Below are 16014 nucleotides of genomic sequence, written 5' to 3' on the forward strand. Positions count from 1 at the left end.
TGGTAGATAAAATAAGGATTTTTAGGGAGGACAAACTATGATTAGAGAGCATCGGAGCCGTGCTAAGCTCGAAGCCTATTATGAAAAATTTGCCCGTGATGGTGTACTGGACCCTAACGTACATCCATGGGTGGCGGATTCCTGGCAGCAGAGCAAAAAACATGGCGTGGGAACGGAAAAGATGGCCATTCATCATCTGCTGTCGAAAGAGGCGTTTCACGAACTGCAGTTGAAGCATGCAGATGCCATTGAATATTTAAGCGACCTCAGTGATGGTATCAAGGAATTTTTCCAGGAATACAATCTGAGCCTGTTGCTGATTGATGCGGATTGTACGGTTCTCAAGAGCTATTCCCTGCCCTTTTATCAGATGACCCCCGGTGAAATCGAGGGGGCTAATGTAGGCATTGATCAGGTGGGCACTTCTTCCATTAGTGTCGCCTTGGAGCATAAGGCACCTTTTTGGATGTTCGGCCCGGAAATGTGGGTCAAGGAATGTCAGCTCGGCGATGCCTGTTCGGCGCCGGTGATTGTAGCCGGTGAACTTACCTACATTATCACGCTGGTTTCCATGGAACAGGTGGCCATGCCGCAGGATGCGGTTATTTCCCTGCTCTTTACCATGCGCAAGGCGTTGGAGCGTCATCTGAGTGAAGCCGTTCGCATCAAGGCTGAAGAAGCGATTTTGGATGCGACTCCCTTTGCGGTATACCATGTGCTGCCCGGCGGTGAAGTAGCCTATGCTAACCGCCTGGGCCATACCCGTTTGGAAGGTATTGGCGCCAAGCGTGATCCTGGCACGCGCCGCAGTGCATCCAACCTCAATGATGTGATTATGAACTATCAGCATACGCCGATTTATAAAGGTTTCCGGGGAATCCCTTCTTATAATAAAGAAGTGACCTGGATTACACCGGCCAAGACTTATGAGGATATTACCACGGTCGTGCCGTTGGAACGTGACGAAGACCAGGCTGTACAGAGTGTGGTTGTCGTTTCTATGCCCATTGAAGATTTGCGAACGCTTGTAGCCCATGCGGCTGGTTATACGGCTAAATACAGCTTAGGTTCCATGGTCGGTGAGGGCACAACCTTTGCCAGCGTTCGCAATAAGGCAGCCCGCGTAGCTAAGAACAAGCATCATGTGCTGATTCAGGGCGAGGCCGGAACCGGCAAGCAGCGTATGGCCCATGGCATACATCAGGGCAGTCCGCGGGCTGCCGGACCGCTGATTACCCTGCGCTGCGGCGATACGACACCGGAACTTCTGGAGCAGGAACTCTTCGGTGTGGTGCTGAATTCTGAGGTCAGCCATCAGGGGCGGTTGGAACTAGCCTCAGGCGGTACGTTGTTCCTGGACGAAATCGAAAAAATGCCGAAAAGCATCGCTAAAGAATTGGCAGCAGCTTTGAATACGGGCAAGGCCTGCCGGGTGGGCGAGCAGGTAGAGCGCAGCATTGATGTGCGCATCATTGCTGCCTGCGACAGTGATCTGAAACGTCTGACGGAGCGCGGCCTCTTTGACCGTGATCTCTATGATGCCCTGTCCAAGAGCATTGTGCGTGTACCGGCCCTTCGCAGCCGCCGGGAGGATATTCCCAAACTGGCTGCTCATATCATCAGCGAACTGGCTGAACAGCATCAGATGGCGCCTAAGAAAATCCTGCCGGAAACGGAAGAGGTGCTGCGCAATTACGATTGGCCAGGCAATATCAAGCAGTTACAGAGCGTGCTGGAGTATGCCTTCTTCAATACGACGGAGTCGGAGATCAATCCTCATGACATCAGCCTGATGGGCGATGTGAAACCCGACAACAAGTGGAAAGAGGACAAGGAAGTCTTTGTAAAGGCCTGGCAGGCGGCAGGCGGCAATGTAAGCCGTCTGGCAAATCTCTTGAATGTCAGCCGCGTGACCTTGTACCGTTATTTGAAGAAGTATGGATTGGAAAAGAAGTAAGGAGAAAGATTGTGCGTTTACGTAGAAAGCCTTGGGTAGATGAAGCTATCCATGAATTTGATGCCTTTGTCATCAGCAAGGACCAGGAGATTGGCGAGGAGAAAAAAGGCCAGTGGAGTGAAATCTTTGGCCGCAAGGCGCCGCTGCATGTGGAGCTTGGAACAGGTAAGGGGGATTTTATCACGCAGCTGGCTGAACGCAATCCTGAGATTAACTATATTGGGATTGAGGCTCAGCAGGATGTACTCTATTCTGCTGCGAAGAAAGTAGCAGAAAAGGGGCTTACCAATATTCGTTTATTGGTATTTGATATCAATAATATTGAAAACATCTTTGCGGAAGGGGAAGTTGACCGTTTCTATGTGAACTTCTGCGACCCCTGGCCGAAGAAACGTCATGCCAAGCGCCGTCTGACCCATGTGGGTTTCCTGGAAAAATACCGCAAGCTCCTGAAAAAGCCCGGTGAGCTGCATTTTAAGACAGACAACCGTCCGTTGTTTGATTTTTCGTTGGAACAGTTCGAGGAGGCCGGCCTTAAAGTGCAGGATGTTTCCTTTGACCTGCATGCGGAGAACCGTCCGGATAATATTATGACGGAGTATGAGCGTAAGTTCAGCGGCTTCGGCGAGAAAATCAACCGCTGTGAGGTTATATTCGCATAAGCGAAGGCACAAGGAGGCTTTTTCGTGCGGATTCGGAAAAAGATTTGGAATAACGATGCAGAACCGATAATCGTCATTATGGTGGTACTGATGGTGCTGGGGACGATTAATGTTTTTAGTTCCAGCTTTGTGCTGGGGACTACGGACTACGAAAATCCTTATCATTTTTTGCGACGCCATGCCATCGTTATGGCCGCAGGTTTGTTTCTGTTTTTTGTGTTCAGGAAGATAAACTATCGGCGCTGGCGGCCCTTGCAGGGGCCGTTGATGCTGGCGTTTATCGCCACGACCTTCCTGTCGCTGGTGGCGGTGTTGGTCGTTGGTACAGAGGTTAATGGTGCCAGACGCTGGCTTTTTGGTGCTCAGCCCGCAGAGCTGGCCAAGTTGGTATCTTTGATGTTGGCGGCGTCTACGCTTTCCTCCCGGATAAAGCGGGGGAAAGCAGATTCCATTTTTAATGTAGTTAACCCGAAATACGGCATAATTGTTCTTATGGCGGTGCTGATTGAGTTGGAGCCGGACATGGGCACTGCTGCTATCGTGCTGGGGGTACCCTTGATTATGGCCGTGGTGGCTGGAATGTCGATGAAATACGTTATGGGGCTTTTGGGGCTGGTGGTGGTTGCTGTTGTTGCCCTGGTGTGTTTGCAGCCTTACCGTATGGCACGCGTGAAGGTCTGGTTTGATCCCTGGGCCGATGCGCAGGGCATGGGCTATCAGACGGTACAGTCGTTGTCTACTATCGGCTCTGGCGGTTTCTGGGGCATGGGCCTTGGCGAAGGTGTCAGCAAGTATGAATACCTGCCTGAAGCCCATACGGACTTTGCCTTTGCCATCTTTAGCCAGGAGCATGGCTATATGGGCGCCTTCATGGTGTTTCTGCTGTTGGCACTTTTGGTGCTGTTATGTGTGCGTATTGCCAACCGTGCGCCCGATGAATTCGGGCAGATGCTGGCAACAGGTATCATGGTGCTCATTGCCGGACAGGCTATTGCCAATATCATGATGGTGGGCGGACTGCTCCCTGTGGTTGGTGTGCCATTGCCATTTATCAGTTATGGCGGTTCATCCCTTATCGTCACCATGGTGGCGATGGGAATGCTCTTGAATATCTGTGACCATGGGCGAACGCTGCGGGAGAATTACGATGGGCCGGAGATGGCCGAAAAAGAACCTAAGGATAATAAAACGCATTTGCGGTTGGTGAAATAAGTTTCACTGCTATGCTAAAAGACGCGCGGTGACTGGTAATACCTTTCCTTCGCCATAGACAGGCTTGTCAAAAGCTGCGGAAAGGCATAACCAGTCACCGCGCTTAGTGCGTACATTACAAAGATATGCAAAGGACGCCCGGTGGCTGATAATCTTTTTCCTCTGCTTATGCAGGCTTGCCTAACGCGACGGAAAAGCATTATCAGCCACTGGGCTTAGTGCATACGTCACAACGATAGGTTAAGGCGCCCGTGGGAACTGGTAATATTTTCCTTCGCCATAGACAGGCTTGTCAAAAGCTGCGGAAAACATCACCAGCTTCCGCGGGCTTACTTCATATATCGTTGTATGGGTTGCAGCGAAGTGCTAATCTTAGGGCTGGCAGTGAGGAGGGAGGGGGCGGGGATGGCTTTCGGACGCGTTTGACAAGCTTGTCTAAGCAGACGAAAGTTATTGCCGCCCCGCCACTCCGTCTTTTTGTGTATAACTTTTTTGCAAAATACATTGCCCTATCTTAACAAAAAAAGTATAATAAACCTAAATAGTTATAGAAACTATGAGTTTTTCATATAGTAAGAAAGAGGCAGGAAATGGACATCAAGGATATGCGGGCGTTTTACGCCATTGTAGAGGAAGGAAATATCAGTCACGCGGCGCAGCGCCTGGATATTGCCCAGCCCGCTTTATCACGGCAGATGAAACGGCTGGAATCTTCGTTGGGGGTGCAGCTTTTTGAACGGGGCAGCCGACGCATCCGCCTGACTGATGCCGGACGGGTCATGTATACCCGGGTAGAGCATATATTGGGCATGGTTGATGGCACTGTGCGGGAAATTACGGAAATAGGTTCTGGCATTGCCGGTTCCATTCGTCTGGGGACGATTACGACTTCGGGGGCGCTTTTGCTGCCGGAACTCATCTCGGAATTTCACTCGCGTTATCCCAATGTCACCTATCAGATTTGGGAAGCCGAAGGCGCCCGCATATTGGAACTTCTCGACAATCGGGTGATTGAAATTGGCATTACGCGCACGCAAGTGGATTCCAAGGTCTATGAGTCCATTGTCCTGCCCAATGAGCCTCTAGTGCTCATTATGAACAAGGAGCAGGAAATCGGTGCCGCCAGCGACAAGGTGGAACTCAAGGAACTCAAAGACCAGCCGATTATCATTCCGCTGCGCTGGCAGTCGGTCTTTATCGCAAATTGCCGCAAGCTGGGCTTTGAACCGAAAATCATCTGCGTCAGTGACAGTATTGTGCAGGATTTGCTGCTGGCCAAGATGGGTATGGGGATGGCGCTCTTGCCCGTGTCCTCCAAGACGCTTTTGACCGATGGCAATCTGATCTATAAAAAACTGGTTGAACCGGAGATGAGTACGCATACGGTAATCGCCTGGCTGAAAAACCGCACCCTCTCATCTTCCAGTGAGCATTTAATTCGTCTGTTCCGGGAGATGTTCCTCGGAGAGAAAGGAGTTTAATATGGAGCTTACACAGGTAAAGGCAGGATTGAAAAACACCGTCAGCGAAGAGGTAACGGAAGCGAATACAGCATTGGCTATGGGCAGCGGCAGTTTGCCGGTCTATGCTACGCCAGCCATGACCTGTCTGATGGAAAAGGCGGCCACAGAAGCGGTGGAGCGTTTCATGCCGGAGGGCTGGACAACTGTAGGCATCAGCCTGCATGTGGCACACAAAGCGGCTACACCTGTGGGGCTTACCGTGCGGGCCGAAGCAGAGGTTACAGCGGTAGAGGGACGCAAGCTTGTCTTTACCGTACGAGCCTATGATGATAAAGAAGAAATTGGCGTGGGCACCCACGAGCGCTTTGCCGTAGCCAGGGAGAAATTTTTGGCTAAAGCGGCAGGCAAGGTACAACATTAAATTTCCATTATAAATGCGTGGCAAGGCTTTTCAAACCTTGCCCTTCGTTATATTATATAAACAGACCGTTTTATTAATAGGAGGGAATTTGCATGGCGAACCCGAAGATTTTTATTGTGGAAGATGAACATCGTATTGCCCGTTTTTTACAGATTGAACTGGAACATGAAGGGTATGACACGGCTCTTGAGGATAACGGCCGTCATGCTTTGGATAGAATCTTAAAAGGTGGTTTTGACCTCGTACTTTTGGATGTAATGCTGCCGGAAATGGACGGCATGGAGATCTGCCGCAGGGTGCGGGAAACCTCGGATGTTCCCATCATTATGCTGACGGCGCGGGATGATGTATCGGATATGGTATCGGGGCTTGATTTGGGGGCTGATGATTATATCACGAAGCCCTTTGATATGCAGGAACTTTTGGCCCGTATTCGCCGTGCACTGCGCAGCCATTACAAGGAAAGCACCACTGAGGATGATGACAATGAACGTCTGACCATCAAAGACCTCATCATGATTCCCAGCCGTTATGAAGTGCGGGTTAAGGGCGAATTTGTCCAGCTGACCAAGAAAGAATATACGCTGCTGGAATTCCTTCTGCGCAATAAGCGCAATGTTCTTTCCCGTGAGCAGATCCTGCAGGCGGTATGGGGCTATGACTATAGCGGGGATACCAACGTGGTGGACGTGTATATCCGCTATCTGCGCTCGAAGATTGATGAACGTTTTCAGGAGAAATATATTTATACGGTTCGGGGCATAGGTTATGCAGTTCGGGATTAAGGCCTGGCTGCGGCATCCCAAGATGATGCTGAATCGCCTGCGCTATGCCCAAATTTCGACTAAGATTACCTGTTTTTATGCGTCAGTGCTCTTGCTGGTATTGCTTCTGACCAGTGGCCTGACCGGTTTGGGGGTATTCTTTTCCTTTTACCATCAGGCCGAAGTGGAACTGGAAATCAGCATGAATCATGTGCTGAAGGTTATGGAGCAGGGGCGTTCCATTGATATGGACTTTGGCCGTGATGATCTCGTTCTGCCCGGTGTGGTATTGCGTATTGTAGACAGCCGGGGAAAAATCGTCTATGAAAATGATGTACATTACCCGCCGATTAAACGGATTGAGGAAAGTACGGTAAAAAATCCGCCTTTCTGGGCCAACAAAAATATGCAGGTTGCACAACTGCGGAATGCAACCCTGTATCATGCCCGCATGGATGTGGAATATCGTGGGCAGATTTACCAGATGCACTTCTTCAAGACCATTACGGCGGAAAAGCACTTTTTGGAGACCCTGCAAAAGATTTTATTTCTGATGACCATTTTGGGCTTTCTGCTGGCACTGGTGGCGGGGTTCTTTGTGAGCCGCCGTATATTGCAGCCCATTCGGGAGATGACGGCGACCGCCCGCAAGATAGAAGTGGAGAAGATGGACAGGCGCATTGCTGTTCCGCCGGCACGTGATGAACTGGCCGAGCTTGCCGAAACCTTCAATCATATGCTGGATAGATTGGAGGGCGGCTTTGAACAGCAAAAGCGTTTTGTGTCTGATGCCTCGCATGAGCTGCGCACACCGGTAACGGTTATCCTAGGCTATTCGGATCTGCTTTCCCGTTGGGGGCGTTCGGACGAAGCTGTGTTGGATGAAGGCATAGCGTCCATTCGTTCGGAAGCGGAAAATATGCAGCAGCTTATCGAAAAACTCCTTTTTCTAGCCCGCGCTGATCAGAACCGTCAGGTCCTGCACAAGGAAAATATTGAGCTCAGTGAACTTCTTGCCGATATCATCAAAAAGATGAAGCTCGTAACCAAAGACCATACGGTAGAACTTTTGCAAAATGATGATGGCATGATTTATGGCGATTTGGTCACTGTGCGACAGATGTTCCGGATATTTTTGGATAACAGTACGAAATATACGCCCAAAGGGGGGCGTATTGTCGTGGTTTCCCAAAAAGTGATTAATGCGGAAGGTTCCTTTATGGAGGTCGATTTGTCGGATAATGGCATCGGTATTGCCAAGGAAGACCAGCAGAAGGTCTTTGAACGCTTCTACCGCGTGGATACTTCCCGCACCAAGGTGCAGGGAGGCGTCAGCGGTACAGGCCTGGGGCTTTCCATAGCCAGCTGGATTGCCGAGCAGCATGGTATAGAAATTTCGCTCACGAGTGAACTGGGCGAGGGTACAACCATTCATTTACGAATACCGCTATGTGAATAAGGGGCAAATCTGGGCCGTTGTTTCACGGATATGCCCTTTACATTTTTTCTGATGTATGCTAAAATTGCTTATAGTTTAGTAGTGTTCGATATTATTTGGATGGTGACATTGAGTTGGCCAAACCTTCAAGACGCATATATGCTTTTTGGAGGGGTAGTTATGTTTAGAGAGATGAAGGCAAAATTTACTTGACGGGGCGTACTGTCAGGTTGTTTTGCCTTTTTATTTTGCCGTATTTAGGATTCCAAAGAAGTTCAGGGGGAAAAATCGTGCAGATAAAAAAGATATTGAATAATAACGTAATCGTAACGGAAGATGAAAACGGCTGCGAAGTCGTGGCCATGGGCAGAGGTCTTGCCTTTGGCAAAAAGAATGGCGACAGCGTGGAAGATGGCAAGGTTGATAAGGTTTATCGGCTGAGTGACCATGAAATGCTGGAAAAATTCAAGGAACTGCTTTCCGGATTGCGTGTGGATTATCTGGACGCCAGCACGGCTATCATTGAACTGGCGGAAAAAGAGCTGGGCGTAAAACTCAATGAAACGGTGTATATCTCCCTGACCGACCATATCCATATGGCGATTCACCGTCTGCGGGAGGGCATCAATATCCGCAATATGATGCTTTGGGAAACCCGGCGCTTTTATCCTAAGGAATTTGCCATTGCCGAAAAAGCGGTGCTGATGCTTGAAGCGCAATTCGATATTGATATTCCCGAAGATGAAGCCGGCTTTATCGCCATGCACATCATCGACGGCCAGCTCGATATGAAACAGCCCATGGCCGATAAAATTGTGACCCTGATTGATGAAATAACAAGCATCGTCCGTCGTTTCTGCGGCATCGAATTTGACCGCGAATCGCTGGCTTATTATCGCTTTGTCACCCATTTGAAATTCTTTGCCCAGCGTATGTTCAGCGGAGCAACCCCTAACGGCGATGAAATCGACGAAGAGATGGAAGCCATGGTGCAGAAAAAATATAAGCTGGCCCATGAATGTGTTGACCGTATTGTGGCCTTTTTGGCGAAAAAATATCGCTATGCAGTCAGCGGGGAAGAACAGTTTTATTTGATGATTCATGTGGCCAAGGTTATCCGCAAGTGTCAGGAGCAGGCATAAGCCTGTCCATATAAATGGAGATTAACGAAAATCAGGGTGTGTACCTTCGGGGGAGGGGCAGCCCTCTGATTTTCGGGAAAGTGAGTTGATGAAGCAGGAACGAACCCCGGTTGGATGGTGACATTAAGTTGGCCAAACCTTCAAGAATTTACAATTAAGTAATTTTTTGGAGGAATTGAAATGAAGACTTGGAATCTGCTGAATGCAGGAAAAATCGGTACGGCAGCGGTTATGACGGCGGCTGTTGTAAGCTGCGAAGCCAGCGCGGAAGCGGCAGGCGGCTTTTTGACGGAGGTACCGGCAGGTGATTGGTCGTACACTGCGGTGAATGAGCTGATTGCTGCCAAGGCGGTGCCGGATTATGCGGTAACGATTCCAGAAGGCAGGGTGCTTAGCCGTTTGGAAATGGCCATGATTGTGGATAGTGCCATGAAAAATCAGGCCAATATGAGCGACGTGCAGCAGGAGAAGCTAAATCAGCTGAATAGTGAGTATTACTACGACATAAAAAAACTCACCCTTCTGAATCGTCTGGATAATCTGGACAATGCGCAGATGGATAAGCTAAACGACAGTCAGAGTGGCGAAACCTTGACGGCTGAAGAAAAGGCCGGATTGAAAAAGGCGGCGGCATTGGCCGATAAATTATCCGTCAGCGGCTATGCCCGTATCCGTAATGACCATTATCTGAAGGACACAGGCCGTACCACGCGGGCTAATATGATTCATATTGCCGTTAACAGCACCTATAAAGTCAATGATAATTGGGCGGCTCACGCCGATATTGGTTATCGTAACAGTTTCAGCGGTTTTGATGAGACGAAAAGCCTGACGCCTAACGAAAATCAGACCGGTCTGACTGTGGACGGCTATGTAACCGGTAAGTTCCCCAAATTGGGACTGGAAGCTAAAGTCGGTAAATGGAACGAATGGAACATTTACGGCTGGGGCATGGACATCGACTGCGATTTCAGCGGTATTCAGCTGGTGCAGGGCAAGAAGAAGTTTAAGACATTCTTTACTGCCGGGCAGATGGATCTCTGGGATGATGCTATGGGCGGTACCCGTACGCAGGAAAAAGTCACCAGTCTGCGTTTCTTCTATCCTTTCGACGCCAAGAATGATATCAACTTTGGTGTATCCTACAGCTCGGCTATGGCCAGTCGTTATCAGGACCCCGACCAGGGCAGAGTGTTCTACTATTACACCCATGCGCATCACAAATTCGACAATAACTGGGGCGTGCGTGCCGGTATCATCAACAGCAATGCAAAACGTGACCCCAATAATACCGTGGCCGGAACGAAAACCAAGAAACCGGGGCATTGGCTGCAGCTTGACTACAAAGGTGCCAAACTCGATAAAACCAACAGCTATGGCGTTACCCTCACTTACCGTTATGAGCCGGCGCTTTCCTGGCCGACGGTTACCGACTGGTGCGGCTTGAACGAAAAGTTCGTCCGTTTGGGCTTTAGCTATGTTCCTTACAAGAATATTCTTTTGGATACCTTCTACACCTGGGGCCGTGAAATTGACACGGGCGCTAGAAGTGACCTCTATCGTTTCCAGGCACAGTTCTTCTTCTAATGTGGACTGTGGCTTAACATGAATAGATGAAGTCTAGGAGGCTTGTAACAATGAATAAAAAGAAGTTGGCGGGGTTAATCCTAGGAACATTGGCGCTGGGCGCCATTTTACCACAGCACAATGTTGCCGCGGCCAAGGAGCGTCCGCAGACGGTCGTGATGACCGATGGCGAAGTGGACGATATGGATTCCTTCCTGCGTTTTTTGCTCTACACCAATGATGTGGATGTCAAGGGCATAATCTACACGAGTTCCATGTGGCACTACAGCGGCGACGGCAAGGGCACGTTGTTTGAATCCAATATGGATTGGATAAAAAAATATCATCCGGGGAAGCATACGGATTTGCGCTGGTGCGGTACGGATTGGATTACGGAGTATATTGAAAAATATCGCAGTGTTTATCCGAAGTTATCCCAGCATGACAAGGATTACCTAGCACCGGATAAATTACAATCGTTGGTCAAAGTCGGCAATATCGACTTTGAAGGTGAAATGGCCAAGGATACCGAAGGCAGCCGCTGGATTGAACAGCTGTTGCTTTCGGCGGATAAGACTCCCATTCATTTTGAGACATGGGGCGGCAGCAATACTTTTGCCAGAGCCTTAAAATCCATTGAGGATAAGTATAAGGGAACAGCTCAGTGGGCGAGCATTTATAAACAGGTAAGTCAGAAGGCGATTCTTTACAACATCATGAATCAGGATGAGACGTATAAGAATTATATTGCCATTAACTGGCCGGATATCAAGGTGGCATTTAACGAACTGCAGTTCGTCAGCATTGCTTATGCCTGGCCGAAAGTTGCACCGCCCTCGCAGAAAAAATATTTTGGCGGGGAATGGATGCAGAAAAACATTCTTAAAGGTGCGATTGGCGGCAGCTATATGACTTATGGAGATGGGCATAAGCTGGCCGGTGACCCGGAGGATAAATTCGGCTCGCTGGAATTTGCACAAAAGGCAGGTTATCAAAAATATGACCTCATTTCCGAAGGCGATTCGCCATCGTATCTATATTTAATCGACAATGGCCTGCGTTCGGCAGAGAATTTCAGCTATGGCGGTTGGAGCGGGCGGCTGAGTCCGTCCCGGGCAGTGCCGAACCTTTGGGAAGATAACATTGCTTCGTATGACTACAATCCCGAAACGGGGAAAAAAGATAGATTTTATTCCCAGACACGCTGGATAAAGGATTTCCAAAATGATTTTGCCGCCCGTGTGGATTGGACGATGAAGGATTATCAGGAGGCAAACCACGCACCCAAGGTGGAAATCGTTGAGGGGCTGAATCAGCAGGTAAAACCGGGGCAGAAAATCACACTGCATGCGAATGTGTCTGACCCCGATGGCGATAAGACGAATTGCTGCTGGTATGTCTATGAGGAAGCGGGTACGTATGGTGCTGCCGTACAGATAAGCGCTAAGGGAACGGAAGCAAGCTTGGTGGTTCCGCAAAACATTGGCAGTGGCGAAACGATTCATGTAATCTGTGAAGTGACGGATAATGGTCAAATTCCGTTGACCCGTTATGCCCGTATTATTTTGACTGCTGAAGGAGAGAGCGAATTATGAACATGAAGAAAACAAATGCTTTGGCGTTGGCTATTAGTTTGTGTTTAATGGGACATCAGGTGCAGGCGGCAGATGTCCAAGAACAGACGACCGCTGATGGCTATACGCTGGTATCGCAGCAGGGGGCTGAACTGGCGTATTCCAAGGAATCCGGTGTAAAACTTTTGCAGGTTGACGGCAAGGTATTCAAGGATATGAACCGCAATGGCAAGCTGGATGCCTATGAAGATTGGCGTCTTACGCCGCAGAAACGGGCGGAGGACTTGGCCAAACAACTGAGTACGGAAGATATCGCAGGACTTATGCTCTACAGTATGCACCAGCGCAATCTCAAACCGCAATTGACGGACGATCAGAAAAAAATGCTCTCCGCTGACCATGTGCGCACGGTACTCAATGCCGACAGCACGGCGAGCAACGAAGTGACGGCCCAGTGGAACAATGCCCTGCAGGCCTATGCGGAAAGCCTGCCCTTTGCCATTCCGGCCAATACCAGTTCCGACCCCAGAAGCGATGCCCGCGGCAATGGCGTGTATCTCAAAGACGTGACGGGCGGCGTATCCCGCTGGCCGAGCAATCTGGGCATAGCGGCTACCTTTGACCCGCAGATTGCCAGAGAGTTCGGCGAGATTTCCTCCAAGGAATACCGCCTCTTGGGCATTGGCACTGGTCTTTCCCCGCAGATTGATTTGGGCACCGACCCACGCTGGACGCGTTACTACGGCACCTTTGGCGAAGACCCCGCGCTGGCCCGTGATATGGCCAAGGCCAATATGGACGGCGTGCAGTCCACGATTGAAAAAGGCAAGGACATGGGTTGGGGTAAGTATAGCGTCAACGCCATGATGAAACACTGGCCCGGTGACGGCGTGGGCGAAGGCGGCCGTGAAGCGCATTCCAAATACGGCAAGTATGCTGTCTATCCCGGCGGCCAGTTCAATACGCAGCTGATTCCCTTTGTCGATGGCGGCCTTAAACTCACGGGCAAGACGAAAATGCCCAGTGCCGTGATGTCGTCCTATTCCATTGCCTGGAGTGAAGACGGCTCTTTGGGGGAAAAGGTCGGCAGTGCCTTCTCCCGTTACAAGATTGGCCTGCTGCGCGACAAGTACAACTATGATGGCGTTATCTGCACCGACTGGTGCGTGACCCATGATGTGCCGAAAAAACTGGGCGAAGGCAATATTTCGACCGCCTGGGGCGTGGAGAACGATACGGAAGTAATCCGTCACTATAAAGCCCTGATGGCTGGTGTTGACCAGTTCGGCGGCAACAACGATATCAAGCCGGTACTCGCCGCCTATGAAATGGGCGTCAAGGAACACGGCAAGGACTATATGGACAAGCGTTTCCAGCAGTCGGCTGTGCGCCTTTTGCGCAATATTTTCCAGATTGGCCTGTTTGAAAATCCCTATCTCGATGTCCAAAAGACCGTAGCGGAAGTGGGCAATCCTGCCGACAAGGCCAAGGGCTATCAGGCACAGTTAAAATCCATTGTCATGCTGAAAAACAAGGGCAATGTGATTCATCAGGCCGAAGCACAGAGCACGAAGCCTGTGGTCTATATCCCAATGATTTATCGTCCGGAGCAGGAAAACAAAACCTTCCATACCTATAGCCCGGCGCATTGGGCACTGCCGGTTGACCTCAAGGTGGCCAGCGAGTATTTCACGGTCGTTACCGATAAGGTCAAAGAACTTACGGCCAAAGACCGGGACGGCAAACCGATGGCGTCTGTAATGGATATTGAGCGCCTGGCCCCAGCAGAAGTCGCCAAGGCCGATATGGTGCTGGCGGTTATCGACAATCCCACCGATGCAGGCAATCAGTTTGATGGCATCGGCTGTGATGAACAGGGCGGCTTTATCCCCCTGTCCCTGCAGTACAAGCCCTATACGGCTGATTCGCAGTATGTACGCAAGCAGTCCATTGCCCATGATGAAGGCGAAAACCGCAGCTACTTTGGCAAGACGGCACGCATCATCAATGCTACTGACCTCGACAGCGTGGCTTATGGCCGTGAATGTGCAGCCAAATCCGGCAAAAATATGCCGGTAATCACCATGGTACACGCCTTGAAGCCCATGATTTTCAGCGAGGTTGAACCATTGTCCGATGCTATTCTCGTTGGCTATGGTGTCAGCGATGCTGCGTACTTCGATATCCTCACGGGCAAATTTGAGCCGCAGGGTTTCCTGCCCATGCAGCAGCCCAAGGATATGGAAGCTGTGGAACGTCAGCTGGAAGACACGCCCCGCGATATGGAATGCTATAAAGACAGCGAAGGCCATACCTATGACTTTGCCTATGGCCTGGATTGGAAAGGTCAGATTAAAGACGCCCGTACCGCAAAATACGCTGTACCGGTATTGAAGAAATAAGGAGTGACTGAACATGATCAGCAAAAAATTAAAACGAGCAGTTCGTTTAGGTCTTTGCGGCGTAATGCTGGCAGGCTTTATGACGGCAGGCGATATCGCCTCCGCCGCTGTGCCCACGCAGCAGCCGTCCTATAAAACCGTAACGGAAACCTTTGACTGGGGCCCGTCCGTGTCCAAGGTCATTGTCAACTTGGGCAGTACGGTAAAGAGCAGCGAACTCAATACCGGCATGTTCAAGGTGCATGTGCGCCGTGAATTGGCGGAAGGGGCAATCTCGCCTGCCGAAGCCATGCGGGAAAAGAAAGATGCCTTTATTTCCCTGGGGGCAGAATCGACTTCCAACAAGGATATCGAAGGTGACCGGCAGGTAACGAAAGCTTATGTATCGGATGCGCAGGGCAATCCCGTGGACAGCGGCGAATACGTGACGCTGGAAATGGCGGTAAGCCCTACGGATACATTGGGAGCGGCACTGAACTTTGATTTGCACACGCTGTTCAACAACTGGGTTAAACCCCATTACACCATTACCGATGGCAATCGTCTGGTGGTAGACAATAATCAGGGGGATATCCGCCCGCAGGCCGATAAGTTCAAGTACAATCACAAACTGATTGGCATTCACGATTCCTACCCCTATGCAAGCTTCGAGCCGGAACAGGCAAGCGCACAGAACAAAAAGCCGCTGATCATCTGGTTGCATGGCATGGGCGAGGGCGGCAACTCGCCGTCTCTGCCAATCATGGGCAACAAGGCCACGCAGTTTGCCGATGCGTCCATCCAAAAATACTTTGACGGAGCTTATGTGCTGGCGCCGCAGGCGCGTACCTATTGGATGCATGGCTATAACGGCTTTGCCGATGGTACGAGCATCTATTCCAAGACATTGATGGAATTCATCAAAGCCTATGTGGCAGAACATCCGGGCGTGGATGAAAACCGCATCTATGTGGGCGGCGACTCCAACGGCGGCTATATGACCATGCTGCTGGTGCGGGATAATCCGGGCTTCTTTGCTGCGGCTTTCCCGACCTGCGAAGGCCTCAAGGACAGCCTGATCAGCAAGCAGGATTTGGCCAACATTGCCAAAACGCCGATATGGTTCACGGCGGCCAAGACCGATACGGTGTTGCCGCCGAAGGACTATGCCGTACCGACCGTGGAACGGCTCAAAAAAGCCGGTGCTGATGTGCATTTCAGCTACTTTGACAATGTTATCGACACCAGCGGCAAGTATAAAAAAGCCGATGGCACGCCCTATGAATATATGGGGCATTGGTCCTGGATTTATGTCTACAATGACCAGTGCGAAGACACGATTAACGGCAAGAGTGTAAAACTCTTCCAGTGGATGGCAGAGCAGAAACGTAAATAAAGCCTTGTTTTTACCATAAAAGGCGGACCGCTGACTGG

Annotated in this window: 12 protein-coding genes; all 12 read left to right on the forward strand. The window is 50.2% G+C overall.

The window, feature by feature from the left end; all coding sequences use genetic code 11:
• Window positions 1–37 precede the first annotated feature (37 nt).
• The 12 genes from G598_RS0100620 (at window position 38) to G598_RS0100680 (ending at window position 15976) form a co-directional block, all read left to right on the forward strand.
• Window positions 38–1957, forward strand: a complete 1920-nt coding sequence (locus G598_RS0100620; RefSeq protein WP_026765296.1) for a sigma 54-interacting transcriptional regulator — start codon at window positions 38–40, stop codon at window positions 1955–1957.
• Between the two features lie 11 nt (window positions 1958–1968).
• Complete coding sequence (gene trmB, locus G598_RS0100625; protein ID WP_026765297.1) at window positions 1969–2619, forward strand: tRNA (guanosine(46)-N7)-methyltransferase TrmB; 651 nt, start codon at window positions 1969–1971, stop codon at window positions 2617–2619.
• 24 nt (window positions 2620–2643) lie between these two features.
• On the forward strand, window positions 2644–3831 hold the full coding sequence (locus tag G598_RS0100630; protein WP_026765298.1) for an FtsW/RodA/SpoVE family cell cycle protein: 1188 nt from the start codon (window positions 2644–2646) through the stop codon (window positions 3829–3831).
• A gap of 590 nt (window positions 3832–4421) precedes the next feature.
• A complete protein-coding gene (locus G598_RS0100635) occupies window positions 4422–5312 on the forward strand; it encodes a LysR family transcriptional regulator (protein WP_026765299.1) in 891 nt (296 codons plus the stop codon).
• A 1-nt stretch (window position 5313) separates the two neighbouring features.
• On the forward strand, window positions 5314–5715 hold the full coding sequence (locus G598_RS0100640) for a thioesterase family protein (RefSeq protein WP_026765300.1): 402 nt from the start codon (window positions 5314–5316) through the stop codon (window positions 5713–5715).
• 92 nt (window positions 5716–5807) lie between these two features.
• The gene (locus tag G598_RS0100645; RefSeq protein WP_026765301.1) at window positions 5808–6500 is read left to right on the forward strand and encodes a response regulator transcription factor; all 693 of its coding nucleotides are present in this window, start codon (window positions 5808–5810) and stop codon (window positions 6498–6500) included.
• Window positions 6484–7938, forward strand: coding sequence for a sensor histidine kinase (locus G598_RS0100650; RefSeq protein ID WP_037362708.1), 1455 nt, complete (start codon window positions 6484–6486; stop codon window positions 7936–7938). Before G598_RS0100645 ends, G598_RS0100650 begins: the two co-directional genes overlap by 17 nt.
• A gap of 269 nt (window positions 7939–8207) precedes the next feature.
• Window positions 8208–9059 carry a BglG family transcription antiterminator LicT gene (gene licT, locus G598_RS0100660; RefSeq protein ID WP_026765303.1) on the forward strand — a complete coding sequence of 284 codons (852 nt, stop codon included), beginning with the start codon at window positions 8208–8210 and terminating at the stop codon, window positions 9057–9059.
• A gap of 180 nt (window positions 9060–9239) precedes the next feature.
• Complete coding sequence (locus G598_RS0100665; protein WP_026765304.1) at window positions 9240–10646, forward strand: hypothetical protein; 1407 nt, start codon at window positions 9240–9242, stop codon at window positions 10644–10646.
• Between the two features lie 50 nt (window positions 10647–10696).
• Window positions 10697–12220, forward strand: coding sequence for a DUF1593 domain-containing protein (locus G598_RS0100670; protein WP_026765305.1), 1524 nt, complete (start codon window positions 10697–10699; stop codon window positions 12218–12220).
• Window positions 12217–14601 (forward strand): glycoside hydrolase family 3 protein, encoded by a 2385-nt coding sequence (locus G598_RS0100675; protein ID WP_245582716.1) that lies wholly within the window; start codon window positions 12217–12219, stop codon window positions 14599–14601. Before G598_RS0100670 ends, G598_RS0100675 begins: the two co-directional genes overlap by 4 nt.
• Window positions 14602–14614: 13 nt before the next feature.
• On the forward strand, window positions 14615–15976 hold the full coding sequence (locus G598_RS0100680; RefSeq protein WP_026765307.1) for a prolyl oligopeptidase family serine peptidase: 1362 nt from the start codon (window positions 14615–14617) through the stop codon (window positions 15974–15976).
• The last annotated feature ends 38 nt before the right edge of the window (window positions 15977–16014 follow it).

This window comes from Selenomonas ruminantium subsp. ruminantium ATCC 12561, assembly GCF_000424065.1.
In the GTDB taxonomy this organism is placed as follows: Bacteria; Bacillota; Negativicutes; order Selenomonadales; family Selenomonadaceae; genus Selenomonas_A; species Selenomonas_A ruminantium.

Bases quoted from the DNA above. Each gene is read 5' to 3' on its own strand.
- G598_RS0100675 (WP_245582716.1), top strand. From the start codon at position 12,217: ATGAACATGAAGAAAACAAATGCTTTGGCGTTGGCTATTAGTTTGTGT.
- G598_RS0100650 (WP_037362708.1), top strand. From the start codon at position 6,484: ATGCAGTTCGGGATTAAGGCCTGGCTGCGGCATCCCAAGATGATGCTG.
- G598_RS0100680 (WP_026765307.1), top strand. From the start codon at position 14,615: ATGATCAGCAAAAAATTAAAACGAGCAGTTCGTTTAGGTCTTTGCGGC.
- G598_RS0100640 (WP_026765300.1), top strand. From the start codon at position 5,314: ATGGAGCTTACACAGGTAAAGGCAGGATTGAAAAACACCGTCAGCGAA.
- G598_RS0100665 (WP_026765304.1), top strand. From the start codon at position 9,240: ATGAAGACTTGGAATCTGCTGAATGCAGGAAAAATCGGTACGGCAGCG.
- G598_RS0100670 (WP_026765305.1), top strand. From the start codon at position 10,697: ATGAATAAAAAGAAGTTGGCGGGGTTAATCCTAGGAACATTGGCGCTG.
- G598_RS0100620 (WP_026765296.1), top strand. From the start codon at position 38: ATGATTAGAGAGCATCGGAGCCGTGCTAAGCTCGAAGCCTATTATGAA.
- G598_RS0100635 (WP_026765299.1), top strand. From the start codon at position 4,422: ATGGACATCAAGGATATGCGGGCGTTTTACGCCATTGTAGAGGAAGGA.
- G598_RS0100645 (WP_026765301.1), top strand. From the start codon at position 5,808: ATGGCGAACCCGAAGATTTTTATTGTGGAAGATGAACATCGTATTGCC.